The organism is Aulosira sp. FACHB-615 (genome assembly GCF_014698045.1).
Classification (GTDB): domain Bacteria; phylum Cyanobacteriota; class Cyanobacteriia; order Cyanobacteriales; family Nostocaceae; genus Nostoc_B.
The window spans coordinates 248,523-274,396 of the sequence record NZ_JACJSE010000007.1; the positions used below are offsets into that span (position 1 = coordinate 248,523).

Genomic DNA, 25,874 nt, shown 5'->3' on the forward strand with positions numbered 1-25,874 from the left:
CTCAAAAACACTCTCTACCTTGTCCCCCTTGTCTACCTCGTCCCCCTCGCCCCTAAATTTCTCCAAAATAATTTACTCTGGTCATAGACTTTGCGAATGGCTAATTGCAATAATTCTTGATAAACTGAATCAGCGATATGGTTTTACTTATTTAAGTAAAACTATATACAAAAAATTATTGTGATTAACAGTAATACCCGGTAGAAGCCCAGAACCATTGTATACAGATAGTACTTATCAGTAATTAACCTTATTTATGGCAGTATTACACCCTTCTCCTCTAGGTGGCAAAAAAAATACACGCACAGTCGGGCGCAATTTTCAGTCTATATTTTTGATGATATTTACCCTCACAATGTTAAGCGGTATCGGGGCGCGGTTGGCATATTTGCAAATTGTTGAGGGAAACACACACCGCCAACGCGCCGAGTCTAACCGCATTCGAGTTATTGCCAAACAGCCAGAACGGGGAAATATTTTTGACCGCAACGGCAAACTTTTAGCCAGTACTCGTTATCCCCGTTCTGTGTATCTTTGGCCAATGGCGCATACAAAACCTTCTTGGCCAGTTGTGGGGCCGAGGTTAGCCAGCATTTTAGAGATTCCCCAAGCAGACATTGAAAAAAAGCTAGATGAAGCAGGCGCAAATTCATCTTCTTTAATTAGAATTGCCCGTGATTTAAACGAAGCCCAAGTCACAGCAATCAAAGAGTATGAAAACGAACTCCCAGAAGTGGAAATTCATACGGAAGCTGTACGTTACTATCCCCACGGCACAGCCTTAGCCCATGTACTCGGTTATACCAGAGAATTAACAGCAGAACAGTTAAAAGAAAGAAAAAAAGATGGCTATCGTTTAGGCGATGTTATCGGTCAAATGGGAGTCGAAAAAGCTTATGAGAAAATGTTGCGGGGTGAATGGGGTGGTCAGCAAGTAGAAGTAGATGGGGCTGGACGACCATTGCGGGTATTAGGAGAAAAACAAGCCAAAGCCGGGAATGATTTGCATTTAACTTTAGATTTAGACATTCAAAGGGCTGCCGAAAAAGCTTTAGGCGATCGCGACGGTGCTATAGTAGCCATCAACCCCAAAAATGGCTCAGTTTTAGCCTTAGTTTCCCATCCCACCTTTGACCCCAACATCTTTTCTAAACAAAAACTCACACAAAAAGACTGGGAATCAGTACAAGGTGAAGACCATCCCCTAGTGAATCGCGCCCTCAGCGTCTTTCCCCCCGCCAGCACCTTTAAAATTGTCACAACCACAGCCGGTTTAGAATCAGGCAAATTTTCCCCCAGCACAATTTTACAAACCTACGGTTCCTTGACCATTGGCGGAACCAGATTTGGCGAGTGGAACCATGCAGGTTTCGGGCCTTTGGGATTTGTCGGCGCGATGCAATGGAGTAGTGATACTTTCTTTTATCAAATAGGTAGAGGTGTTGGCGGCCCGGCTTTAATTGAATGGACTCGCAAATATGGATTTGGTCAAAAAACCGGCTTTGAGTTCGCCTCAGAAGAAGCCAAAGGGTTAGTCCCCGATGAAAACTGGAAACAGAAAACTTGGAAAATACCCTGGACTGTAGGCGACACAATTAATATGTCTATTGGTCAAGGTGCTTTACAAACCACACCTTTACAAGTAGCGGTGATGTTTGCAGTCCCGGCTAACGGCGGCTATCGAGTCCAGCCACATTTACTCAAAGATAATGAAGATGCTCAAAGTTGGCGCGAATCTTTAAATATGAAGCCAACAACCGTTAAAATTTTGCGCGATGGACTGCGTAAAGTTGTTTCTGAAGGTACAGGGAAGGTTTTAAATAAACCGACAATTCCCCCGGTAGCGGGTAAAAGTGGTACAGCCGAAGCTTGGAAACGTCGTGTTAAACAAAATCATGCTTGGTTTGGTGCGTATGCGCCAGCCGATAATCCAGACCTGCTAATTGTCGCTTTTGCAGAACATTCTGGTGGTGGTGGTGGTAGCGTCGCCGCGCCGATGATTCTACAAATTATGGAAGACTATTACCAAAGAAAGTATCCAGGTAAATATCAAAAACCAGAGGCAAAACAACAATAGTTTGACCAAATAAAGCAAAAGTAAAAAGTTAAAAGAAAGAAAAAGAAAATGGTTTGAAGCCCATCAATTTATTTATGGGAATTATCTTTTTACTTTTTACTTTTCACTTTTTACAGAGCATCCTTTTTGGTTCGTCATATCATTCGGTGCGTCTTCATACAGAATTGGTAAGACTAGTAATTTTAGGTTGTTCTAACTTTAGACAGAGAGAAGAACAGCCTTCTGAGTTGTAGTATTTAAGATGTCTTTGTTGACTCAGTTAGTAGGAAGATATTCTCAATCTTCTGACAGGTGTATTGCTAATTTAAAAGACTGAATTTATTTTAGTCTTTTATTATTTTTATCATGCCTATATGCCTAAGCTGTAGTGCAGATATTAGGCGTTAATTTGTTTGGAGCAACATATCAGTTTCCAAACAGATCATGTCGGCTATTGATGGGAGTCCGAGATAGCAGAAGTTTTGCAACCAGGATTTTATGAAAGCATTATTGCTCTACCCTCAGTTTCCCCAATCTTTTTGGTCTTACGATCGCTTCATGGAAATCGCCGGACTTAAAGCCGTTTTACCGCCATTAGGAATTATTACCGTTGCAGCACTATTACCCCAAGAATGGGAAATTAGATTTTGCGATCGCAATGTCAATCTGGAAACAGAAGCTGATTGGGAGTGGTGCGATCTCGTCATCTTGTCGGCCATGCTGGTGCAGAAACCAGATTTTCATACCCTGATTCAAAAAGCAGTCCGCTTAGGTAAAAAAGTAGCAGTTGGTGGCCCTTACCCAACATCTATTCCACAAGATGCTTTGAACTCTGGAGCGGATTATTTAATTTTGGATGAGGGGGAATTAACTGTTCCGCAATTTTTAGCAGCCCTCAATCAAGGTCAAGAACAAGGAATATTTCGCTCCCTGGAAAAACCTGATGTCAGCCAAAGCCCGATGCCCCGTTTTGACTTGTTGCAACGGGATGCTTACTTGATGATGGCTATCCAGTTTTCTCGCGGTTGCCCCTTTAACTGCGAATTTTGCGATATTATTACACTCTACGGTCGCAAACCACGCACAAAAGAACCTCAGCAAACCATTGCTGAGTTACAAGCTCTGTATGATTTAGGCTGGCGAGGGTCACTGTTTATTGTTGACGATAACTTTATTGGCAATCAACGGAACGTCAAACGTTTCTTGCGAGAGTTGATTCCGTGGATGAAACAACACTCCTATCCCTTCACATTTATCACTGAAGCTTCTGTGAATTTAGCTGAAGATGAAGAACTGTTGCAATTGATGAATGAAGCAGGTTTCTATGCTGTCTTTCTCGGTATAGAAACTCCAGACCAAGAAAGTTTGCAACTAACACAAAAACTGCAAAATACTCGTAGTCCTCTTGTGCAAGCCTGTGAGAAAATTAATCAAGCAGGTATACTCATCTATGCAGGGTTTATCCTCGGTTTTGATGGAGAACGCCCAGGCGCAGGAGAAAAAATTCAAGCTTTTGTCGAACAAACCAATATTCCTCAACCAATGTTGGGTATTCTTCAAGCTTTGCCTAACACTGCTTTATGGAACCGTCTGCAAAAAGAGCAGCGTTTGTTAGAGAGTAAGGGTATTGGTGCAACTGAAGTGGGAGACCAGAATACCTTAATGAATTTCATCCCCTCACGCTCCATTGATGAAATTGCGAGAGAATATGTAGAAGGCTTATGGACTTTATATGAACCCAGAAACTATCTAAGACGCTGTTTTCAGCAATGTCTGAGTCTTGGTTCCCTCCCCCAGCGAAAACAAACTATGCAATTGTCTCCAGGAAAGGCATTGCGGCTGGTTGTTAAGTTAATCTGGCTTCAAGGTTTACGTCAACCAGAAATTCGTGTGCAGTTCTGGCAACAACTCTGGGCAATTCTGCGGACAAAACCGCAAGTTCTGAATATGTATTTAGGACTATGCGCTGCGGGAGAACATTTTTGGGAGTATCGGGTTTTAGCTAGACAACGAATTACTCAACAATTAGGCTACGACCCACTGATAGTCTCTGCGTTACCTAAGCAAGAACCAGTACTAGTCAAGTAGGATATGCGATCGCCTACCCTACCTGACTGACTATACTAATCTTTATGCGCGATCGCCTTTTTAGATTTTGGTGGCGCGGAAACCGATGGGGCCTTCACCAGCATAAGTAATGGTTCCGGTTAAGGTTTTGCCACCATCATTAGATGTAACATTCACCGCCACTACATTTTGTCCGGCGCGACTACCAATTACCCAAGTTCCACCTGCATTCCAAGGCGCGGAAGAACCTCCCCATTGGTTTTCTACGTTGTAGTTATTGCTACCAAACAGGTTGCCTCTAAAACCGATGGGGCCTTCGCCTGTATATGTGTTAGTTCCAGTTAAGCTTTTGCCGCCATCATTAGATGTAACATTGAGTGCTACTACATTTTGATTATCCCGGCTGCCCAGTACCCAAGTACCACCAGGATTCCAAGGTGCAGAAGAACCTCCCCATTGGTTTTCTACAGTGTAGACACTGCCGTTTGCAGCCGCACTCTTAAAGCCGATGGGGCCTTCACCTGCATAAGTTATTGTTCCGTTAAAGGTGTTACCACCATCGTTGGATGTGATATCAATTGCCACAACATTTTGATTTCCCCGGCTGCCTAGTACCCAATTTCCACCTGCATTCCAAGGCGCAGAAGAACCTCCCCACTGATTTTCTACTTTATATGTATCGCTGGTAGTTAAGGTAGCTCTAAAACCAATGGGGCCTTCACCAGCATAAGTGGTGGTTCCATTTAGAGTCTTACCATTGTCGTTTGATGTAACTTTGAGCGCGACAACACGTTGATTTGATCTACCTCCAATTACCCATGCGCCACCAGGATTCCAAGGTGCAGAAGCACCACCCCACTGATTTTGGACGATATAGAGATTGTTAATTGTTGCAGTAACTGTCATTTTTTTCTCCAATATTTTTGATAATTTAGTTCAGAGTTCTCCTTTAAGAACCCCATTTGATTTCTGAAAACATAGATGAATCCCAGCACAATTGAAAGTGAATTATTTCACTCATTTACAACTTTTATGGGTATTGCAAAACTTACTAGCTCAAAGCTAGTTAAGCCCTTTTTATATATGTGTCTTCAGAAATCAAATAGGATTCCTACAGAGCAATTTCCAAAGCAAGTCTAAAATCTGGCTAGAGACTTTTTAGAAGCTGTTTAGTGTACATCAAAGCCTTATTTTAGACTTGCTATATTCTCTCGATATCTTGGCAAACTTGGGGCGGTTTTATTTATCTTTTAGATTGATTTATGGAATCAATCATAGATATAGGGAACTATCAAGAAGTTATCAATGTATTTTGACTTTGTGAAAAATCAAATATGATAACTATGTGACAATACTATTCAATGAATTTCTGTTTGTCAATACGTTAAACAGCTATCTGCTGCTTTAATTTAATTTACAAATCAGGAAATAAGTCTAACAATCAGACAGTTAAGACACTTAAGACTATTAAAGTTAATAAAATCGGACATTTAAGACAGTTAACAAGTCAAGTCAGTATTTCTTATGTAAGTTATAAACAAATATTTATTTATCATAAGCCAGTAAATTTAGAGGCAAGGGAGACAAGGGATACAAGGCAAAGACATTGGCAAATTACAGTACTTTTGCAGTAAGTAGGTGAGGTACACTACGAGTAATAAGTAGTGAGTAATAAGTAAATTTATTACTTATTAGGACTTACGCAAAACACTTCTCAAACTCTTATTTCTCCGTGAACTCCCGAAGTTTGCTCAACGCGGGGAACCCGCGCACGCAACTTCTCTCTGCGCCTCTGTGGTTAGTTCTTCCGTAGCCTGTGCGTAAGTCCTGACTCATTACTCATTATTCATTACTTTTTCGGTAGTTGTTTAGATTGTATAGCTGTAGAAAGCTTTGCTAACATTTGCGTGCGAGATGAAACTTCTAGCTTGCGGAACATTCTTTTTAAAGCTTGTTTAACAGAGTTTTGGGTAATCCACAATTCACGACTTATTTCTGCGTTGCTACAACCTTGCGCTACTAGTATAGCAATTTCCACTTCTCTAGGGGTTAAATTTGCGGTTTGGAAAGGTGGATGTGGGGATTTTGTCATTGTTACCCAAGTGGAAATATGCAGACAAATCGCACTTAAATCTGTGAGATTTTGCGAATCGAATGCAGGTATGTTTTGTTGACGGGTAAAACCTAATGCACCTACTAATTTACCAGTGCTGACAATTGGCCCGGCCATGACATGATAGTGATCAGGACGGGGACAAATCAATTTCCATGTTTTTGGTTCAACTACTAAGGCTTCGTGAACTGGGGCGTGGCGTTCTAGTAAGTAACGTGCGACTGGGTTGTATTGGGGTGATAAAGCTATTAGTATTGCTTTGTCAATCAGATGAGTTTGATCAAAGAAAAATAGCCCACTGCGTGTAGCGGCAAAATACTGACTGATATCTGTGGATATGTGCGATCGCAATGTCTGTTCATCTTCAGCTTGAGCAATTGCCCGAAATATATCTTGTAATGCGACCATAGGCAAATTGTACACTTTCGAGGTCTAGAAGTAATATCGCCCCAAATTTATCTTAGAGCAAAGTACTGAGTGTAGATTTTGGGATAAATTAACTATGACTGCCAATTCTGATTACGCTGATCCATCAGTTATCGTTGATACCCAATGGTTAGCAGATCATCTCCATGATCCTAATGTTCGCATTGTTGAAGTAGATACAAGTCCAGAGCTTTACAAAAATGCCCATCTACCGGGTGCTGTATTTTGGAATATTTTTACAGACTTACTCTTACCAGATTTCAAAATTAATTTAGATGCGATCGCTTTTACCAAACTCATGGCACGCTCTGGTATCACCAATGATACAACAGTTATTGCTTATGGCAATTATCCCGGCATCGGCGGCTGGATTTTTTGGTTGTTAAAAGTCTTTGGTCACGATAATGTCCGAGTTCTCAATGGCGGCTATCAAAAATGGCAGTCAGAAAATCGTCCACTCGCAACTGAGTTATCTACATTTCCATCCACTGATTATCAACCCCAAGCGCCTGATCATAGTTTGAGAGTCTTACATCCTGAAGTTGAAGCTGCAAGTCATCAACAGGAACCCATTTTGTTAGATGTCCGCACAATTCAAGAATACAACGGTGAGTGGTTTTTTAATCAGCCACCCAAAGCCAATGAACGCACTGGACATATCCCTAGCGCAGTTCATCTTGAGCATATCCTGACACTGAATGAGGACGGTACTTTTAAATCATTTGCTGAATTGAAAAATCTTTATACCAGCCAAGGTATTACACCTGATAAAGAAATTTTCCCCTATTGTGCGATCGGTGGACGTTCTGGATATATTTGGTTTGTTTTAAAGTATTTACTAGGCTATCCAAATGTTCGCAATTACGACGGCTCTTGGAATGAATGGAGTCGCCTGAATGACTTATCGTAGGGAACAGGTGATAGGTGACAGGTAACAGTTTTGATGATGTTGGGTTCTGTTCCTCTACCCAACCCTAGTCTCTATCAAAGTTTCTGTTCTGTTCCCACAGGCGTAGGTGTTTCTGTAGGCGTTTCTATCGGTGTGGGGGTTTCTATGGGTGTTTCTGTAGGTGTGGGTGTGGGTGTCTCCACAGGGATGGGACTTTCCGCAGAGATGGTGAGTTGATAATCTACTGGAGTTGTGGCTGTAGAAACAATCACAAACTCGTAGTATCCTTTTTCTGGTAGCTCTGTAGTTAAAGTGCGTTTTGTTGAGTCTTCTAAGAGTTTGAGTTTACCAGAAGGGGAATAAATTGATAACAAAACTTTAGAACTAGCTTTGAGGTTTAAGTCTAAGGTTTGCCCTTGAGCTAGTCCAGCTATGAAAACTTTACCACTTCCTGGTTTGAGAGTTCCACTGACGGTTTCACTTGTTGCGCCTGTATCAAAGACAATCTTGGCAAAAGCATTGCCATTGAGGATAGCATTTAGTTGATCGTTCACAAACCCATGCCAAACTTGACCGATGGGTTCATTCATAAAATTTCGTCCACGCTGTTCGGGAAAGACGCGGTAAAAAGCTGCATCGCCTAAATCATATAAAGCGCGACTACCAACGTTAATGTTATTTACGGCAGCTTTCCAGCGATCGCGGTCGGTTGCGGTATAATTCCCTAGTTGCCGTCGGGATTGGTCGCTGAGAAAGGCTAGTTTACCTAATAATTCATCCGCAGTTTTATCCCAAGTCGCCCGCAGACTTTCATCTTCTGGTTTATTGCTGAGGGTGCGTCCTTGTAAACTCGGATTTCTCCGCCAAAAAATTTGATTTACCACGTTTATATAAAAGTCTTGATCAATTCCCAGTGCTTGACGGCGATCGCTTAATTTTTCTTTGCGTTGCTTTTCTTCTGGGGAATAATTATCGGAAGCATCCACAGGTTGAGTAACTGTTGGTGTGGGTGTGGGTTCGACATTTCCACCATCACCACGATTGCGATTTGTGCCTATCCAAACTGCTCCAATCACACCCACTACAGCTAATGTTGCCATAAAAGTTTTCGTTGTTGTCCACCGACTTTTGGCTTGGGGAATAGGTGCGGGAGAGGGTGAAATTGGGCGGGGTGGTGTGGAGTTGATATGAGGAGAAGGAGAGACAGCGACAGTTGCAGATGTTTCTGGCGCTGGTGGTAATGGTGGTTGAGTAACGGCGTAGTTACTTGGTGTTGGGTTTAGGGCGTGCAGAACTTGACTAGCAGATTGATAGCGATCGCTTGGTCGGGGTGCTAACATTTTGTCTAACACCTGTCCTAACATCGGACTCAGACTAACTTCTTGATGCCATTTCCAAGTTAGGGTGTAGTTATCTAATAATTCTTGCGGTTGTTTACCTGTTAATAATACTAATATGGTGACTGCCAACGCATATAAGTCACTATGGGGAGATACTGCACCAGTTTGCATTTGTTCTGATGGTGCAAAACCGATTTTTCCTAGTAGGGTTGGTGCAGGCATTTGACCTGCTGCATCTGGTTGGTAATATTGAGAAGCTACGGTGGCGACTACTTGTTTAACACCACCAAAATCAATTAAGACTGGCAGTTGGTCGGCGGCGCGTAAAATTAAATTATCTGGGGAAATATCTCGATGTATTACACCCAGGGAGTGAATATAATCTAAAACTGGTAAAATTTGCTGTAATAGTTGTCTGACTTCTACTTCTGTAAATCTTAACCCTTGCTGCTTGCGGGTATTTAATAAGGAATTGTAAGTTTGTCCTTCGACATAATCTTGGACTAAAAACAAATATTCCTTACCTTGAAGATTTGTGCGAAACAGTTCCCGAAAGCGGGGAATTTGGGGATGTTGCAATTTGTAGAGAACGCTGGCTTCGCGCTGAAACAGTTCTTCGGCTTTTTGCAGCACGTAGGCTGTTTGCACTTGGGGAGAAAATTCTTTTAAAACACAAAGTTCGCGGAAACGGTTGATATCTTCCGCTAAATAAGTGCGTCCAAACCCACCTTGTCCGAGTTGACGAACAATTACATAGCGATCGCTTAAAGTTAACCCAGGTTGGATACCATAACTTACAGGTACATCTTGCAAATTTTCACCACACTGGAGACAAAACCGACTACCTGCGGGATTTACATGACCTTTAGAACAATAGAATTTAGTCATTAGTGCTGAGTGCTGAGTTTTAAGTAATATATTTTCGTTTTATGCCCCCTGCACCTCTGCACCCCTGCACCCCTGCTTCCATACTCACTCATCACCCTGACACCTTAACTAATTGTTCGATTGTATTTTACTAACTTTATCAGCCGCGATCGCATACCAAATTTGACCGTAAGTTTGTTGGTTCTGTTTCTCCCGTTGTTTTCCGGGAAATAACTCTTCAAATTTTTGATTGGTTTCTCTGTTCAACTGACTCATTGTATAGTCACCGAACTTTCCACTTCTGGCTTGCTGTCTCCATCTTTCGTAATCTTGTTGACTATAACTACCCAATTTCCGGCGGGCTGCGGGACTAAGTTCAGCCTGTTCTAGTTTATCCAACAAGTCATCAGCAATTCTCAACCATTCATCCCGCAAAGCCTTATCTTCTGATTTTGAGGTGATGGTTCGCCCTTGCATTTCCGGCTTTTGGCTATAAAACAACGAGTCTACCATACGAATAAAGAAGACTTCAGAAATTTCTAATTCTTGGCGACGCGCCATCACATCCCCGTTTCCTTTGTTACTGACTGGTTGCGCTAGGGGATTCGGTAATGATGGCATTGTGGGCAGAGAAATCGAAGGTATGCTGATAGATGTGATACCCCGCACAACCGCATTTACCGCCGCCCAAGTTCCCGCCACGGTTAACCCGACTATGGCTGTCCCCGCCATACTCACAGCAAAGGGACGTAACCACATAGGTAAAGGTAATTTGCGGCTGACAGCTTGAGTTCTTTGGTGAATTTTACTGACTATAGCGTTAGCGCGTTTCTGCCCAGGGGCAACAATTTGAGTTTTCAACTTGGTAATATAAGGATTGCTGGGTTGGGTGACAGCAGGCGATGGTAAATCTTTCAGGACTTGTTCGGCTGTTTGATAGCGATCGCTTGGTTTATAAGCCAGCATTTTTTTCAATACCGATTCTAATTTGGGGCTAACTTTAATTTCCTTACCCCAATACCACAGCCCTTGATAGCTGTCGTATAATTTTTGCGGTTCCTTCCCTGTTAATAATACGAGTATTGTCACCGCTAAAGAATATAAATCACTGCTTAAAAATACTTTTCCCTGGCGAATCTGTTCTTCTGGTGCGTAGCCTTTTTTACCTAACAAAGTATGATTCACGGCTAATTTAGTAAACCAAAAACCTTGGGAAGCGGGTAACTGCTTCACCCCACCAAAATCAATTAATACAGGTAAATGGTCTGAACGTCGCCAAATTAAATTATCTGGTGAAATATCGCGGTGAACAACATCTTTTGAGTGGATGTAGGACAACACAGGTAAAATTTGTTGCAGCAGCAGAATCACTTCTTCTTCACTAAAAGTTTGTCCTTGAGCTTGACGCTGTTCTAATAACTGGCAATAATTTTCACCCTGGATATAATCTTGCACCAAAAAGAAAAAATCTTTACTGCCTAACTGCACCTGTAAAGAAGCATGAAATCGGGGAATTTGCGGGTGCTGGAGTTGCTTCAGCACATTGGCTTCCCTCTCAAATAACTCCTTGGCTTTTTGTAAATCTTGCTGTGCTTGGACTTGGGGTGCAAATTCCTTCAGCACACACATTTGATTCGCTTTTTGTTTATCTTCCGCTAAATAAGTACGTCCAAAACCGCCCTGCCCTAGCTGACGTATAATGTGATAGCGTTGATTAACAATCTGCCCAACCGCAAGCGGTAACGGTTCACCACAAGAGGTACAAAACCGATTACTTTCAAAATTTGCGTGTTGTTTACTGCAATAAACCTGCATGGTGCTGAAGGATAAGGTAGGGTTTTTATAAATTACTACAGCTGAGGTAGTTCTGTTTACGGACAACTCACCATATACACCAATCTTCTTAAAATAGACTCTATTGGTGGTAAGGGATACTCAGTCAAATCAATAGTAATTGTACTGTCTTGCAACCGCAGAAAACGCCAAACTGTGCCAGTCGTAACAGTTCCATAAATGGTATTAATGGTATTGTTTGCTGCTTGATTAAACTTCCACGCTGCTACCATCTCTGCAACACATTGTCCTAAACCGCCTTTTAAGTCTTCTTTTTTGGCTTCCACCACCACAGCGACAGGAGCCTTGACAAACAATTGTTCTGGCGACAAGCTGAGAATAAAATCACATATTCCTGTTAAACCCGCTTCTGCGTCAACATTAAAATCTTCGCCAGAAAATAAACTAATCTGATCTTGTAAAGCTTCTTTGACTGCTAACAACAATGGACAGATAATTAATTCAGACCGAGCCTTTTCAGTATTCAGAGCGATCGCTAACTGGAGATGACGCTGCAAAAACTCGACCAAATACGGGGGAACAGTCACATCAGTTTCCATTAGTGGTAAAAATGAACCACCTTCAACTAAGGTGAGGTTGAAATCTTGAATAACTCTTGGCAAACTAAACTGGCTGTAAGACATATTTCCTCTGCGTTTTTAGTCGTTCGTTTCTGAAAATTCAACAAATGCTTATAATCACCGTAGGCTGTTAGTTTACGCTACGCCTCCCCCAACTTATAGGAAATCTTTCTTCCCCTACTAAACAGGCAAATAGTATATGTTACCCAACGAGGCTCAATTTTTGTTTTTCTATGGTGTTGGGTAGGCTCTAGGAGAAATAATATAGGGAAATACCTATGAAAAGACTCCCACCCCGCCTGGATATAATTTTTTACATAGGAGTAGTGCTTAGTTACGGATTAACATACGGCTTCCATCAAGCTGCTTTTGATTTGAAGGTACATAAGAAATCTGCTCAGACTGAACTCTCTAGCTTCGGCTATGCAGAGTACGAACGGTTAGAAATAGGAATGTCGTTAACAGATGTGCGGTCAATCTTGGGTCGAGGTACTGAGGTTAGCCGCTCTAAAACAATGGCAACTTTTGTATGGGAAAGCCCTGATGGTTACAAAATAACTGGTATTTTTGAAGGTGACAAGCTCATAAAAAAATTACCTAGATTGCAGTAAAAGACTGGAAGTGAGGGACATTCATCTTAACTATCTAGATAAAATACTAGTCCCTTACTTACCACTTCTGTATACTGCCAGTAAAGGTGATCCGGTTTTAGCTGCGATCGCCTTCTACATTAAAGTAGTTATTAGATAAATGCGATGAACGCTAATTCCCAACAACAGCGCAGTATTAAGGCATTTACGGACTTTATCTCTACTCCTATAGAAACCCTACTACAGAGACATCACAACACTGTTAGTTCACAAACAGTCTTAACATTGTTTCGGGATGTGGCGGCGAATGTGCCAGCATACAAGGCGTTTTTAGCCGAACGAGGCATTAATCCAGCGACAATTCAAAGTTTAGAAGATTTTCAGCAATTACCTGCGATCGCTAAAGAAAATTATATCCAACGTTATCCTCTGCCAGATTTGTGCCGCAATGGACAGTTAGCAGAGTGCGATATGATAGCTGCTTCCTCTGGTTCTACAGGTAAACCCACATTTTGGCCTCGCTTCTTCACCGATGAACTGCAAATAGCCACCCGCTTTGAGCAAATTTTTCATGATAGTTTTTTTGCAGATACTCGACGCACCCTGGCTGTAGTTTGTTTCACCTTGGGAACTTGGGTGGGGGGAATGTTCACGACAAATTGTTGTCGCTATTTAGCAAGTAAAGGTTATCCCATCACCCTTATTACTCCTGGTAACAACAAAGAAGAAATCTTGCGCGTCGTTCAAGAACTAGGGGGAAACTTTGAACAAGTTGCTTTGTTGGGATATCCGCCATTCCTCAAAGATGTTATTGATACTGGTTTAAGTCGTGGCGTGCAGTGGTCACAATATCACATCAAACTGGTTATGGCGGGAGAAGTATTCAGCGAAGAATGGCGCAGTTTAGTTGCTGACAGAATAGGTTCCCAAAACCCTTGTTATGATTTCGCCTCACTTTATGGAACTGCTGATGCTGGGGTGTTGGGAAATGAAACGCCGTTGAGTATTTGCATTCGCCGTTTCTTAGCGAAAAACCCCGACGCTGCTAGAACTTTATTCGGTGAATCTCGTCTACCTACATTAGTCCAATATGACCCCACCAGTCGCTTTTTTGAGGTGCAGAACAACTCATTATTATTTTCTGGTGATAATGGCGTTCCCCTAGTACGTTACGACATCCTCGACACTGGCGGAATTATTACCTACGATGCAATGCTTGAGTTTTTAGCAGAATGGAACTTCAACCCACTAGAAACACTCAGCACTCAGCACTCCCCCAGAGGAATACACCCCTTACCTTTCGTCTATGTTTTTGGACGTTCTAACTTTACCGTGTCTTATTTTGGTGCCAATATCTATCCCGAAAACGTCTCTGTCGGTTTAGAACAACCCGCAGTACAAGAGTGGGTAACAGGGAAATTCGTCTTGCAAGTCAAAGAAGATGCAGACAAGAACCGATTTTTATCTGTAGTTGTAGAACTCGCACCCGATGTTGAAGCAAGTGAAGACAAACGCCAAGTTATCACCGAGTCAATTTTGGTGCAACTTTTACGCTTAAACGGTGAGTTTGCTAATTATGTCCCCCCAGAATATCAAACACCACAGGTAACTTTAACCGCAACAGGCGATCGCGAATATTTCCCCATCGGCGTTAAGCATCGTTACACACGTAGATAGAAATTTTGTAAAGCTTTATTAATCTCAGTAGCATCAGTCTGTTATTACTTTACAAATGTTTGCTAAATATTGTAGTAAGTTGCTTAATAAAACCTTTTTCAACATTAAATATAATGCAAGTAAGTACTTGCAAGCAAAATGACTAAAAACATCCGTTCATCCACCCTCACCCGCACACGTTTAATTACAGCAGCCTCACAGGTATTTGCCAGTTTAGGTGTGCAAGGCGCAACCACCCGCGAAATAGCTCGCGTTGCTGGCGTGAATGAAGTCACTTTATTTCGTCACTTTGCCAGCAAAGAACAACTCCTGAAAGCAGTTATTGAAAATGCTGTAGCACTCCAGTTAGAAGCTTTGGCTCATCCCGAAACCTGGACACAAAATCTCAGTGTTGATTTGAGACACTATGCCAAACTTTATAACTCCATGTTAGAAGCGCAAGAAGATTTAATTCGTACTTTTATTGGGGAAGCTAAACGTCATCCAGAAGCAGCTAAACAAGTTATTCAAGAAGCTGCTCAACCTTTAAGCGAAAAACTCATTACATACCTCAAATCTTGCCAGCAAAATGGTACAGTTAGACCCGAACTTGACCCCGCACCAGCAGTTGATATGTTTACGGGAATGCTATTAGCAGCTATGCTCTGTCATAATGCTAAACTCAAGTACAAGAGTTATACCAGTGATGAATATATTGAAACTTGTGTAGATATTTTTGTCCGGGGTATTAGTTTAGTTCCTGTGCCAGTTATCAATGCAGATAAAATAAACAGGAGTCAGAAGACAGAATACTCCACCCATAAAGGGATAGAGTTTAAATGAAGAAGAAAGTTTGATTTTGATTTAGCTCACGGTGGACGAGGTTTTCCAGCAACATTCATTACCCAGCGATGCACTAAGCTTGCCAAAGTGTCATACAGAATTCATGCTGCATTCTGACTCCTGATTTCTGAATTCTGCTTCATAAATTGCTAAAGCAAAATTCTCCCAGATAATAACCTCCGCACAAAGCCAAACAAACCAATTGCCACATTAATCTGCGTTTGGGTTTTACTGGCTTCATCTATATTCGCCAAAATTTTCTGCATTTCGGCAAAATTATCAGAGTTAACTTCAATCACAATTTTATTAATAATGGCGGCTCTCACACTATCAATGGTATATTTACATTCCTGAATTGCTGGTCTTAAGGTATTGACTAAATCCCAATTACTTTTATCTTTAGCTTGTTTTAATTCAAATTGCAACATAAGTAAAATATCTTCTAATTCATCTTCTGTAGACTGCAATTTTGGTAAATCAATGCTATTTTTGGGTTCCGCTTGTAACTGTTGAATAATTGTAGCTAAACTATCTATGGTTTTATTGCCAACCACCGCTATAATGTTATTCACAGGCTGATTATTCATAATGATTACCTTGTTAAATTTGGCATTTAAGTTGAGATTTATCAGGCTGAGATTGTCCATTAACAACATCAATAAAAAAACTGCTCAGAGTTTGATCAGATTTAATTTCTTGCTCAACAATATTAATTCTGCCTCTGAGTGAACCGTAATTATTACCAGTGATATCTGTAGTTAAATTTAAGATTTGGGTAATTCTCGCCGCCACCACATCAAAGCTAAGATGGGGATATTCATCAATGAGTTTGGATAGTCTTTGTCCTTTATCTGCTGCTACTATAAATTTAGCGATCGCTGCTTCTATCAGTTCCTTTTCCTCAACATCTAAACTGCGCCACTGATTAACTAACACACCGACTTGCTTTTCAATTCCTTCCTTCTCGGAATTTGATATATTCGCTTGTCTGTAGGCTTGGCGCAGCTTAATTAATTCGGCTCCAATATCTGCTCGTTCAGGGTTTTTTGGCTTGGGTGGATTTTCTTGCAAAAGTTTCGCCAAACGCAGCATTTTCACTGTTAAACACCTTGCTGGTCGCGCTGTTTGTGCTACTATCTTGCTACTACCATAATCAATAGCTTCCAGATTGCTAAATATTTGTGCAACTTGATCATATTCTGCCTGTAAATTGTTTAAAGCGGTATCAAGTTCTGTTGGTTGCTTTTTTTCTCCTAAAATAATTAAATCTAATTCTTGAAAATTAATACTGCCACCATCACTATCATCTTCCAGAATAGGATTATTTAATAATTCCTCAATAATTTTATCTGGATCATCCCCAGTAGAATCTCGCAGTTGCAGTTGATTAATCTCTCTATATGAATTAATCGCCTCAGAAGCTTGGTTACGAAAGTTTTCCGCCGTAGCTCTGAGCATAGCTCTTCTTTCTGGTGTACAGCTACTAAGGGTCAAACTAATAGCAACAAAAATTAAAGTCAACTTACCTAGTGGATTTTTGGTCAAACAACAAAGTTTGATGGACATAATTATGTATAAAGAAATATGCCAATCTTGATAAAATACTATTATTTAATATCTGCTACTATAATCCCTTAACTACTGTATTTTTTAAAACTTAAACAAAATTCAGTATTTTAATTTTCATTTAAGCAGAAAAAATATTTAAAAATTTGTGACTAAACCAATAAATGTAAATATATATAATGAATTACTTCACTATGGAAATAAAAAATCAACCACTCCGAAAAAAACACAAGCAAGTTAAATTAATTAATTTTTAGATTTTCTTAATCTATAGTTTTATATGTAACTAAATACATATACAGTTATATGATTATAATAAAGAATTGTAAAGGGGGGTAACTTTAAACCTGTAAAATTGACTCCAAAACTCTCAGATAGAAGCGGCAAAGCATACGAGCAAGTTATAATTCTCTTGCGGATGAGCGTAACAAAAATTTATGAGTAACCCCCTTTTACAAGCCTTTTTTGTAGGCAGAGCAGTAGCGGAAGTGATTAATGAGCGCCTAGAAGTCGCCTTGACCGATGCGCTCAGTGAGTTAGGTAAATTTGATGCTGAAGCTAGAGAGCAACTGCGTCAGTTTACAGAAGAAGTCACAGCCAGAGCAAATCGCGCCGCAGAGGCGGCTAATGTTGGTCAAACCACAACAGTCGGAGAAGACCCAGTTGATTTGCAAGCCAACATTGACGAATTACGCGCCGAAATTGCCCTATTGCGGAATGAACTACAGCGATATCGCAGCAGTTCTGTTTAGTTAATGGTCAAGAGTTAATAGTCAAGAGTCAAAATGACGACTGACAAATGACCAATGACGAATGACAAATGACTCTTTAATCAAACAAAGTTTAGGAATCAGAGTGTCTTATCTTCCAGTTGATTCAGTGACAAACCAACGGTACGCAAAAGATATGGAACAAAGTTATTCAGACAAAGCATACCGTTGGAATCGTGAAAACTACTCTAGCAAACGCCGTTTTGTGGACATTTGGTCTTTTGTGTTGACCTTTATGTTCAAAGTTTGGCGTTATAACAAATCTTGGAGTTATCCAGGTGGTGTAACAGAAGCCAAACAAGCAGCAAGGCGCAAAGCCCAAGCAATTTGGGTAAGAAATACATTACTAGATTTAGGGCCGACTTTTATTAAAGTTGGGCAATTGTTTTCAACTCGTGCTGATATTTTTCCCAGTGAATATGTCGAAGAGTTGTCAAAACTGCAAGATAAAGTGCCGGCATTTAGCTATGAGCAAGTAGAAACGATTATTGAGCAAGAATTAGGGAAGAAAATTCCGGAACTTTTTCAAAGTTTTGAACCTATTCCACTAGCGGCTGCAAGTTTAGGACAAGTACACAAAGCTGTGCTGCACAGTGGGGAAGCTGTTGTCGTTAAGGTGCAGCGTCCTGGATTAAAAAAGTTATTTGAAATAGATTTACAGATTCTCAAAGGAATTGCTCGTTACTTCCAAAACCATCCCAAATGGGGGAAGGGACGAGACTGGATGGGGATTTATGAAGAATGTTGTCGCATTCTTTGGGAAGAAATTGATTATCTTGGGGAAGGCCGTAACGCTGATACATTTCGCCGCAACTTTCGCGGTTATGACTGGGTGAAAGTGCCTAGAGTTTATTGGCGTTACGCTTCACCACGAGTTCTGACCTTAGAATATTTACCCGGCATTAAAATCAGTCAATATGAAGCTTTAGAAGCGGCGGGTTTAGACCGGAAATTGATTGCGCGTCAAGGCGCTCAAGCTTATTTACATCAACTGCTGAATAATGGCTTTTTCCATGCTGACCCCCATCCAGGTAACATTGCTGTCAGTGCCGAGGGTGGTTTAATCTTCTACGACTTTGGGATGATGGGACGCATTAAGTCCAATGTCCGAGAAGGACTGATGGAAACCTTGTTTGGCATTGCTCAAAAAGATGGCGATCGCGTAGTAGAATCACTAATTAATTTAGGAGCGATCGCACCAGTCGATGATATTGGGCCAGTCCGGCGTTCTGTCCAGTATATGCTGGACAATTTTATGGATAAGCCGTTTGAAACACAATCAGTTGCAGCAATTAGTGATGATCTATACGAAATAGCTTATAATCAGCCATTTAGATTTCCTGCAACGTTTACTTTTGTGATGCGAGCTTTTTCCACTCTAGAGGGGGTAGGTAAGGGCTTAGATCCAGAATTTAACTTTATGGAAGTTGCCCAACCTTATGCAATGCAGCTTATGACAAACATGAATGGCGCTGATAGCAATAGCTTTTTAAATGAATTAAGTCGTCAAGCAGTACAGGTGAGTACCACCGCATTCGGCCTACCCCGCAGGCTAGAAGATACTCTGGAAAAATTAGAGCGAGGGGATATGCGGGTGCGGGTACGTTCTATCGAATCAGAACGCCTCTTGCGACGACAGGCAAGTATTCAGCTTGGAATTAGCTACGCTTTGATAATCAGTGGATTTACTCTGTCAGCTACCATTTTATTGGTGAATCATTATGTATGGTTAGCGGTGGTAGCTGGCTTGATTGCAGCAGCCGTCTCAGTAATCCTGATCCGTTTGCTTCTTCGCCTCGACCGTTATGAACGTATGTATTAAATATTGCCTTAAAAAATTATGAAATTAAAATTCACGGGTTTTAGTGATCCGGGTCTTATTCGTTCGAGTAACCAAGATGCTTATTATATCGATCCTGAAGGACGATTTTTTGTCGTTGCTGATGGTATGGGTGGTCACGCAGGCGGTGAAGAAGCAAGCCACATTGCGACAAGGGAAATTCAAGCCTATTTAGTAGCAAATTGGGATGGGCCTGAACCAAATGAAAAAATCCTCGAAAAAGCTTTGTGGCAAGCTAATGAAGCAATTTTACTAGATCAGCAAAATCACCCCGAACGCGCTGATATGGGTACTACCGTAGTTGTAGTACTTTTCCGTCAAGCAGAAACTCCTTGGTGCGCTCACGTTGGCGACTCTCGATTATATCGCTTGCGTAATTCACAACTAGAGCAAATCACCGAAGACCATACTTGGGTAGCCAGAGCGATTAAAGTTGGCGACATCACCCCTGAAGAAGCCAGAATGCACCCTTTTCGTCATGTCTTATCCCGGTGTTTGGGTCGAGAAGACCTGAATCAATTTGATTTGCAACCACTGGACGTAAAAGGGGGCGATCGCTTGCTATTATGCAGCGATGGTCTTACTGAAGAACTAATAGACCCACAAATTGCTGAGTGTCTGCAAAACATCCCTATACTGGAAAAAGCCTCTATCTCCCTCATAGAAGCTGCCAAAGAACAAGGCGGGCATGATAACATCACAGTTGTGATCGTAGAAATACAAGACTGAACAAATCAATTGTCAATGGTCAAAAGTAATTTTGACCAAACATTTCTCTTGTTTTCCGCCAGCCAGCAGCCCCTCTGGTAAAGTTTGCTGTGGTTAATGGCTTTTTCTTCATTTCTCTGCACTACCTGACTATACAGCCCACCTCCACCAGTCTAGAATGTAAAACTTACGCAGTGATATGAAAAATCAAGGGTGAAAGGGTGTAGGGGTTTTGAATACAACACCCTTTCACCCCTAAACCCAAGCTTTACGAGTAAATCCTGGAATCAACTGACTCAAATTTTCGCCAAACGTTATCTTTAGTAGATATACTCAGCAATTTGTTCAGCCTGAGCATTTTTATTTTTTACAACTTGATAAAAATACTCTTAACTTCCAAAATTTAGCAGTTGGAGGTAGAGTTTATATAATTTGTTGAATTGACATCTTGCACCTAATACGGTATAGCGAATATAATTCAGGTTTAATACCTTATATTTACCTTTGCACTCACCAGTTTCTCCCTCCCAGAGAAGCTTGACTCGGAAAGGCTAAAATCAGGTATTTAGATTCACTATTTGTGAAATTTCCCGGAATTTGCCTCAATATACTTGAGTTGTATACCAGTAGGTTTAGGCAAAGACGGTTAAGGACACAAAAAATTTAATCCCCAAGGGTGTGGGCAAATAGTCAAACAATTGTTATCTTTCTTAATACGTAGGAACAAATGTAGAGCTACTGCTAGTCCCAAAACTATCCTTTGAGGGATTTCTAACCCTAAAGCTCACTTTTACGCGTTGTTTTTCGGAGTTTACTATGAACCAGCCAATTGAATTATCTTTGGAACAACAATTCAGCATCCGTTCATTTGCTACTCAAGTACAGCACATGAGCCATGACCAAGCGAAAGACTTTTTGGTCAAGCTCTATGAGCAAATGGTTGTGCGCGAGGCTACTTACCAAGAGCTTCTTAAACACCAGTGGGGCTTAGACTCAGGTTCCACTCTGGCATAGACTTATTTTTGTGTCGCAGTGGGCGACCTCCTTCTCTTGCTCGGTTCCAAGAAGGAAAGGAGCTGGGGATGCTGGGGCGTCAACTTTAGTTCAGCGATTGTAGATTGATTGTTTTAACCCAAAACTATGACCAGCCATCTAAAAGGCTGCACATAATTGTTAAGAGTAAACTGTATTGTAGGGGATAAATTAGTCGCATTAGGTAGCCCAGGTAATTAACTCAAGGCTAGTTAAACAAACTAATTTGGGTGCTGTATTGGACACATAGCACTATCTGCGTAGATCCAATTAAATTTAGTTGACCACTCGCCATCGCTAATCATTATATTTGCTATAACGTAAGGCTTACAACCGAATATAGTTTTTTCGTCACAAAAGTTTACATTTTGCAATCCGCCACATTCTCACCGGAAAGATCAAAGGGAATGTCTGTAGCCGTTGCTTCTAATTTAGATAAAATTTGGGGTTTAATTCTCTCGTATTCACTTTTTAGTACATTTTTACTAAGTTGTGGATCAACAGATGATGCTGAGATTTTACTTTCTTCAGCCCATTGTTCGAGATTTTGGCGTTGAGCCGTAGCGATGCTGCAAAGTAAGATGTGAGAACAGCGACTTGGTGCTTCTCTGGCAAAGAATAACAATCGATAATAACCAGTTTTTGCAAGTAATCTAGTTATTTCTTGGCCGAAACTAGTTTTGAGATCAAGATAGTAAGGCAGCCACTTTACACCATGTTGACGATTGTAGATAACAGTAATCCACAGTGTCATCGGATGCGGTGCAGGCAGAAAGAGAAATTGATTATAACGATTACAGGCAAACCGTTTGATAATTTCCTGCTGTGGTAGCATCACCCAAAGAGTTGGTAAAACTTCGTTATTCAAACGAATTGTTTTGGGGAAGACAATATCCGCTATGGGTTTGTTGTCTGGCCAAGCAGTAGTACGTAAGATTTCATCATGAGCAGATAATACCTCTATATCGGCTTTTGTCTGGGGCTGAACTTCTACAGGAATTGTTAAGCTGCGAGTTGCTACTGTTTTGGGTGCGGGTTTATCTGGTTGAATGATGGGCGAGCGATAATTCTGTTCGATGGATTCTAAGGCCTGCAAAATTTCGCTTACTTTTTGGGGGCGATCGCTTGGTGATTTAGCCAGACAACTCATGACCAAATCTTCTACTTGTTTGGGTATTTCTAACCCAGGATTGACTGCGGCAAAAGAACGTGGTTCTAGCAAGTGATGGGTTTTGTACCACGCGCCAAAGGAATGAGTTGCAGCGACTAACGGCATTTTGCCAGTTAGCATCTCAAACATCATCACACCTAAACTGTAAATATCTGACCGATTATCTAATTCCTTACCCTCCATCTGTTCGGGAGAAGAATAAGCTAAAGTTCCTAAATAAAATTTTGTTTGCTCGTTGTTATTGGCTTGGAGTAACTTAGCAATGCCAAAATCAAGAATTTTAATTAACTCCCCAAAGCTGGAGTCTTGAATGACGAGTATATTACTGGGTTTGATATCACGGTGAATAATCGGATAAATAGCGCCATCAACGGGAATCCCATCATGGGCGCACTGTAACCCCAGTCCGATTTGACGCACCATGCTCAAGAATCTGGGTAAAGCTAAATGATGCTGACGAATAATCTGACTGAGGCCATGTCCTTGAAGATATTCCATCACGTAAAAGGGCGTATTATTTTCATCTACGCCATAGTCCATGACTCGCACAATATGAATGCTTTTTTGTCCCAGCAAAGCACAGGTTTTGGCTTCTCGCTCAAAGCGTTCTTGTAACCGCATCTTTTCATTTTGAATCGAGAGGGCGAGAAACTTGACTGCTACTGGTACGCCTCCCAACAAAATATCTTTAGCACGATAAACTCGACCCATTGCTCCAGTACCAATTAGTTCCTGAAGCTGGTAGCGTTTGCCGAGTAAGCGTCCAATGTTGGGGTCTGACATAAAACATTCGACTCCAAAAGCAGATTGATGTTAAGTGTGTAGGAAAACAAGTATTTTCAAACTGGCGTTTTTGATTGATTTAGAATGAGTTTCTAGATCAATCAAGTTCAGAAGCAGTTTTTAGTTCTCTGGGGGGAGAATTGCTACTCTTGGCCTGCGGTTTGTCAGCAATTAGTGTTTACAATTGGTGGAAGATGCCAATTCAAATCTACGGAATGGTAGATTCATCCTGAAGTTTGCTCACATTCCGCACGCTGATGTTGATGTATTTCTAGTCTGCCCAAATTTGGCTAAATAATTATCTATAGTTTCTATTGATTTACAATCGCTGATATATGGCAAAGTGCTGAGTACTGAGTCCTAAGTAGAAACCCAGTAATTTCAAGGTCAGGACTCAATACGATTCAGTTAAGGTGATGAGAGTTGATTTCTCAATTTCTGCTCTACCTATTAGACAATGAGCAAGATTTGGGGGAGAATCCCCCAAGCCCCCGATTGGGGGACGGTTGCGTCCCCCAAACCCCCTCCAAAATCATTTTTTCGTTTTTTATTGAGTCATTAGTTATTATTTGTTGCTTTTGTTGTCATTTAGGGTTCTTATCTGAACCGTATTGGGTCAGGATTAATGCACAGACTAGGGAACGTTAAACAACTCCAGACGCAAGATGCAGAGTTCCCTGAGAAATGAGAGTTTTAGCGGTTTTTGCATAAGTCATGAGTATCTTTACAACTCATCACTCTGCATTTCCAACTCAGCACTATTTGAGCGGTTGCCGTTCTAAACTGGCTTCCATTGTACTGGTGAGGGAATGACCGGACATGACACCAGAACTTAAATAATAAGCGTCATCTGAGAGACGATAGACTGTTTCAAAGCCACTGCGACGTTGACGATCGCTCAATACCCAATAGCGTTGCACAATTGTATCGAGACCAATCCAACCTTCGCCTTCGATCTGTCCGAACAAATTATGCTGAAGTAAAAAAGTATACTGGCGTTCACCTTCATGCAACCGCCCTTTGTATACTAAGGAAATTTCTGAGCGATCGCTACCAGGAAAAATCAGCTTGGTTGCCATTGTGAACCAGTTATCTCGATTCCAAGCAACTAGGGTCATACCCTTAACGCTGATTGGCATTCCATTGTGTTCTAGCCAATTGCCTTGTAATGACCAGCGTCCTGGTTCCATTAAAAAAGTATGACCCACCTTCTCAGTTCCTTGTCTTAATCAAGTACCCTTACGACTTAAAGATATATTTGAAACCTAAAAATGTCAGGTGCTAAGTCCGCAAAACTTATTTTTCGGCTGGATGAATTTCTCCCAGCAGGACTTCATGGGGTGCGCCTGTGGCTGATGGTAGGTTTCCAGGCATATCTAGCTGTCGCCAGTAGGCTAAAACTGCAAAAGCGATCGCTTCTTTAAAGTCTCCACTCAAGCCGACTTCATCGGTAGTTAAAACGGGGATTGTTTTTAATAATGACTGCAAACGTTCTTTTAAATACAGATTCCGACTACCACCACCACATAAAAATACCCGTTGTGGCATTTGCGGTAAAAAGGTTTGGTAACTGTGAACAACAGAAGCTGCTGTCAGTTCGGTAAGGGTGGCGAGAAAGTCCGCCGGACTGAGTTGATATGGCCCGGCATCTTTTAAACATTGATTTAAGTAATCTACACCAAATAACTCACGTCCTGTAGATTTGGGCGGTGGTAAATGAAAGTAGTCTTGCTGCAACCATTGTTCGACTAAAGATTGGCAAGGACTACCAGTCGCCGCCCATTTACCATCTTCGTCATATTTTTTAGCACCATTAGTTAAATGCTCTACTGCTAAATCTAACAAGCTGTTGCCTGGGCCTGTATCCCAACCGCGCATTTTTTCTAACCAGTTGTCGCGGCGGGGTGGGATGTAAGCAACATTCCCGATACCGCCTAAATTTTGAATGCAGCGTGCTTCTTCTGGATGACTGAGTAAAAAGGCATCAACTCTGGGTACCAGGGGTGCGCCATGACCACCAATTGCAATGTCAGCAACACGGAAATTACTGATGGTGGTAATTCCTGTGATACTGGCAATTAATTCACCTCGTCCCAATTGCAGTGTATAACCCAGGGACTGGGGTTTGCCGATTCCCTGGCTTTGTGGTGGTCTATGATAAACTGTTTGCCCGTGGGAACCAATTAAAATTGCTGGCTGATGACCAGTTTGAATGTTTTGCGCGGCTTGGGCAAAACTAAAGGCGATCGCATCATCTAATGCTGCTAATTCTGCCATTGAAATGGCTTTACCTGCACAAACAGCTAAAATACTGTCTCGGAGTTCAGCCGGATAAGGATATGTTTGTCCTGCTAATAACTCAACTTTCAGGTCTAAATCTGTACCAGAAATATCTACTAAAGCAGCGTCAATGCCATCTACGGATGTACCACTGATTAAACCGATAATGCGAGTCATAAAAGATAATTAATAGTTTGATTGCTCAATAGTCATCAGTCAATCCAAAATTGACTACGACTAAAAGGGTAGAGTTGGGGATTTTAAATAAATCAGACAAGTTACTATATCAGCCTGATGACGTATAGTAAATCTATCTTAAGTATGTTAAATGAGATTGCTACTCAATACATAATTACTAATGTTCCACTTTTGTTTGTGCAGCGATCGCTCCCTTAATTTAGGCTAATAGGAGCGATCATTCCTCTATATGAAGACTTACGCAAAATTATGAAAAAACGAACCA

The 25,874-nt window shown here is 41.2% G+C and carries 20 protein-coding genes; 10 read left to right on the top strand and 10 right to left on the bottom strand.

Translation table 11 applies throughout. The features are described from left to right. Positions 1-256 precede the first annotated feature (256 nt). Together mrdA and H6G77_RS14475 are read left to right on the top strand one after the other, a co-directional pair. On the top strand, positions 257-2,077 hold the full coding sequence (mrdA, locus tag H6G77_RS14470) for a penicillin-binding protein 2 (protein WP_190589802.1): 1,821 nt from the start codon (positions 257-259) through the stop codon (positions 2,075-2,077). A gap of 477 nt (positions 2,078-2,554) precedes the next feature. Continuing rightward, complete coding sequence (locus tag H6G77_RS14475; protein WP_190871906.1) at positions 2,555-4,144, top strand: B12-binding domain-containing radical SAM protein; 1,590 nt, start codon at positions 2,555-2,557, stop codon at positions 4,142-4,144. Between the two features lie 60 nt (positions 4,145-4,204). Here the strand turns inward: H6G77_RS14475 and H6G77_RS14480 are convergent, their stop codons facing one another. Beyond that, complete coding sequence (locus tag H6G77_RS14480; protein ID WP_190871907.1) at positions 4,205-5,029, bottom strand: lectin ESA-2; 825 nt, start codon at positions 5,027-5,029, stop codon at positions 4,205-4,207. Positions 5,030-5,972: 943 nt separating this feature from the next. Beyond that, positions 5,973-6,644: a LuxR C-terminal-related transcriptional regulator gene (locus H6G77_RS14485; RefSeq protein ID WP_190871908.1), complete on the bottom strand. Its 672-nt coding sequence runs from the start codon at positions 6,642-6,644 to the stop codon at positions 5,973-5,975. A 94-nt stretch (positions 6,645-6,738) separates the two neighbouring features. Here H6G77_RS14485 and H6G77_RS14490 point away from each other — a divergent pair, with 94 nt between their 5' ends. Then, the gene (locus H6G77_RS14490; protein WP_190871909.1) at positions 6,739-7,572 is read left to right on the top strand and encodes a sulfurtransferase; all 834 of its coding nucleotides are present in this window, start codon (positions 6,739-6,741) and stop codon (positions 7,570-7,572) included. Between the two features lie 74 nt (positions 7,573-7,646). Here the strand turns inward: H6G77_RS14490 and H6G77_RS14495 are convergent, their stop codons facing one another. From H6G77_RS14495 to H6G77_RS14505, 3 genes are all read right to left on the bottom strand, one after another. Continuing rightward, positions 7,647-9,779: a serine/threonine-protein kinase gene (locus tag H6G77_RS14495; protein WP_190871910.1), complete on the bottom strand. Its 2,133-nt coding sequence runs from the start codon at positions 9,777-9,779 to the stop codon at positions 7,647-7,649. Positions 9,780-9,887: 108 nt separating this feature from the next. After that, on the bottom strand, positions 9,888-11,573 hold the full coding sequence (locus tag H6G77_RS14500) for a serine/threonine-protein kinase (protein WP_190589794.1): 1,686 nt from the start codon (positions 11,571-11,573) through the stop codon (positions 9,888-9,890). 56 nt (positions 11,574-11,629) lie between these two features. After that, positions 11,630-12,235: a hypothetical protein gene (locus tag H6G77_RS14505; RefSeq protein WP_190871911.1), complete on the bottom strand. Its 606-nt coding sequence runs from the start codon at positions 12,233-12,235 to the stop codon at positions 11,630-11,632. A 215-nt stretch (positions 12,236-12,450) separates the two neighbouring features. Here H6G77_RS14505 and H6G77_RS14510 point away from each other — a divergent pair, with 215 nt between their 5' ends. From H6G77_RS14510 to H6G77_RS14520, 3 genes are all read left to right on the top strand, one after another. Beyond that, positions 12,451-12,783, top strand: a complete 333-nt coding sequence (locus H6G77_RS14510; protein WP_242049219.1) for a hypothetical protein — start codon at positions 12,451-12,453, stop codon at positions 12,781-12,783. 144 nt (positions 12,784-12,927) lie between these two features. Next, positions 12,928-14,439 (top strand): phenylacetate--CoA ligase family protein, encoded by a 1,512-nt coding sequence (locus H6G77_RS14515; RefSeq protein WP_190871912.1) that lies wholly within the window; start codon positions 12,928-12,930, stop codon positions 14,437-14,439. 138 nt (positions 14,440-14,577) lie between these two features. Then, positions 14,578-15,261 (top strand): TetR/AcrR family transcriptional regulator, encoded by a 684-nt coding sequence (locus H6G77_RS14520; RefSeq protein WP_190871913.1) that lies wholly within the window; start codon positions 14,578-14,580, stop codon positions 15,259-15,261. Between the two features lie 149 nt (positions 15,262-15,410). Here H6G77_RS14520 and H6G77_RS14525 read toward each other — a convergent pair whose 3' ends face one another. Both H6G77_RS14525 and H6G77_RS14530 read right to left on the bottom strand, forming a co-directional pair. Further along, the gene (locus tag H6G77_RS14525; protein ID WP_190871914.1) at positions 15,411-15,848 is read right to left on the bottom strand and encodes a hypothetical protein; all 438 of its coding nucleotides are present in this window, start codon (positions 15,846-15,848) and stop codon (positions 15,411-15,413) included. 13 nt (positions 15,849-15,861) lie between these two features. Next, positions 15,862-16,827 carry a hypothetical protein gene (locus H6G77_RS14530; protein WP_190589790.1) on the bottom strand — a complete coding sequence of 322 codons (966 nt, stop codon included), beginning with the start codon at positions 16,825-16,827 and terminating at the stop codon, positions 15,862-15,864. 437 nt (positions 16,828-17,264) lie between these two features. On the opposite strand from H6G77_RS14530, the gene H6G77_RS14535 reads away from it, so the two are divergent. The 4 genes from H6G77_RS14535 to H6G77_RS14550 all read left to right on the top strand — a co-directional run bounded on the left by H6G77_RS14535 (position 17,265) and on the right by H6G77_RS14550 (position 21,159). Beyond that, positions 17,265-17,579 carry a DUF6825 family protein gene (locus tag H6G77_RS14535; protein WP_190589789.1) on the top strand — a complete coding sequence of 105 codons (315 nt, stop codon included), beginning with the start codon at positions 17,265-17,267 and terminating at the stop codon, positions 17,577-17,579. A gap of 154 nt (positions 17,580-17,733) precedes the next feature. Then, the gene (locus tag H6G77_RS14540; protein ID WP_190589887.1) at positions 17,734-19,419 is read left to right on the top strand and encodes an AarF/ABC1/UbiB kinase family protein; all 1,686 of its coding nucleotides are present in this window, start codon (positions 17,734-17,736) and stop codon (positions 19,417-19,419) included. 18 nt (positions 19,420-19,437) lie between these two features. Further along, positions 19,438-20,166 carry a PP2C family serine/threonine-protein phosphatase gene (locus H6G77_RS14545; protein ID WP_190589788.1) on the top strand — a complete coding sequence of 243 codons (729 nt, stop codon included), beginning with the start codon at positions 19,438-19,440 and terminating at the stop codon, positions 20,164-20,166. A 795-nt stretch (positions 20,167-20,961) separates the two neighbouring features. Next, a complete protein-coding gene (locus tag H6G77_RS14550) occupies positions 20,962-21,159 on the top strand; it encodes an NblA/ycf18 family protein (RefSeq protein ID WP_015113604.1) in 198 nt (65 codons plus the stop codon). A 379-nt stretch (positions 21,160-21,538) separates the two neighbouring features. Here the strand turns inward: H6G77_RS14550 and H6G77_RS14555 are convergent, their stop codons facing one another. The 3 genes from H6G77_RS14555 to H6G77_RS14565 form a co-directional block, all read right to left on the bottom strand. Then, a complete protein-coding gene (locus H6G77_RS14555) occupies positions 21,539-23,131 on the bottom strand; it encodes a serine/threonine-protein kinase (protein WP_190589787.1) in 1,593 nt (530 codons plus the stop codon). 758 nt (positions 23,132-23,889) lie between these two features. Then, positions 23,890-24,339 (bottom strand): hypothetical protein, encoded by a 450-nt coding sequence (locus tag H6G77_RS14560; protein WP_190589786.1) that lies wholly within the window; start codon positions 24,337-24,339, stop codon positions 23,890-23,892. 88 nt (positions 24,340-24,427) lie between these two features. Then, positions 24,428-25,588 carry an anhydro-N-acetylmuramic acid kinase gene (locus H6G77_RS14565; RefSeq protein WP_190871915.1) on the bottom strand — a complete coding sequence of 387 codons (1,161 nt, stop codon included), beginning with the start codon at positions 25,586-25,588 and terminating at the stop codon, positions 24,428-24,430. Positions 25,589-25,874 lie beyond the last annotated feature (286 nt).

Bases quoted from the DNA above. Each gene is read 5' to 3' on its own strand.
- mrdA (WP_190589802.1), top strand. From the start codon at position 257: ATGGCAGTATTACACCCTTCTCCTCTAGGTGGCAAAAAAAATACACGC.
- H6G77_RS14475 (WP_190871906.1), top strand. From the start codon at position 2,555: ATGAAAGCATTATTGCTCTACCCTCAGTTTCCCCAATCTTTTTGGTCT.
- H6G77_RS14480 (WP_190871907.1), bottom strand. From the start codon at position 5,029: ATGACAGTTACTGCAACAATTAACAATCTCTATATCGTCCAAAATCAG.
- H6G77_RS14485 (WP_190871908.1), bottom strand. From the start codon at position 6,644: ATGGTCGCATTACAAGATATATTTCGGGCAATTGCTCAAGCTGAAGAT.
- H6G77_RS14490 (WP_190871909.1), top strand. From the start codon at position 6,739: ATGACTGCCAATTCTGATTACGCTGATCCATCAGTTATCGTTGATACC.
- H6G77_RS14495 (WP_190871910.1), bottom strand. From the start codon at position 9,779: ATGACTAAATTCTATTGTTCTAAAGGTCATGTAAATCCCGCAGGTAGT.
- H6G77_RS14500 (WP_190589794.1), bottom strand. From the start codon at position 11,573: ATGCAGGTTTATTGCAGTAAACAACACGCAAATTTTGAAAGTAATCGG.
- H6G77_RS14505 (WP_190871911.1), bottom strand. From the start codon at position 12,235: ATGTCTTACAGCCAGTTTAGTTTGCCAAGAGTTATTCAAGATTTCAAC.
- H6G77_RS14510 (WP_242049219.1), top strand. From the start codon at position 12,451: ATGAAAAGACTCCCACCCCGCCTGGATATAATTTTTTACATAGGAGTA.
- H6G77_RS14515 (WP_190871912.1), top strand. From the start codon at position 12,928: ATGAACGCTAATTCCCAACAACAGCGCAGTATTAAGGCATTTACGGAC.
- H6G77_RS14520 (WP_190871913.1), top strand. From the start codon at position 14,578: ATGACTAAAAACATCCGTTCATCCACCCTCACCCGCACACGTTTAATT.
- H6G77_RS14525 (WP_190871914.1), bottom strand. From the start codon at position 15,848: ATGAATAATCAGCCTGTGAATAACATTATAGCGGTGGTTGGCAATAAA.
- H6G77_RS14530 (WP_190589790.1), bottom strand. From the start codon at position 16,827: ATGTCCATCAAACTTTGTTGTTTGACCAAAAATCCACTAGGTAAGTTG.
- H6G77_RS14535 (WP_190589789.1), top strand. From the start codon at position 17,265: ATGAGTAACCCCCTTTTACAAGCCTTTTTTGTAGGCAGAGCAGTAGCG.
- H6G77_RS14540 (WP_190589887.1), top strand. From the start codon at position 17,734: ATGGAACAAAGTTATTCAGACAAAGCATACCGTTGGAATCGTGAAAAC.
- H6G77_RS14545 (WP_190589788.1), top strand. From the start codon at position 19,438: ATGAAATTAAAATTCACGGGTTTTAGTGATCCGGGTCTTATTCGTTCG.
- H6G77_RS14550 (WP_015113604.1), top strand. From the start codon at position 20,962: ATGAACCAGCCAATTGAATTATCTTTGGAACAACAATTCAGCATCCGT.
- H6G77_RS14555 (WP_190589787.1), bottom strand. From the start codon at position 23,131: ATGTCAGACCCCAACATTGGACGCTTACTCGGCAAACGCTACCAGCTT.
- H6G77_RS14565 (WP_190871915.1), bottom strand. From the start codon at position 25,588: ATGACTCGCATTATCGGTTTAATCAGTGGTACATCCGTAGATGGCATT.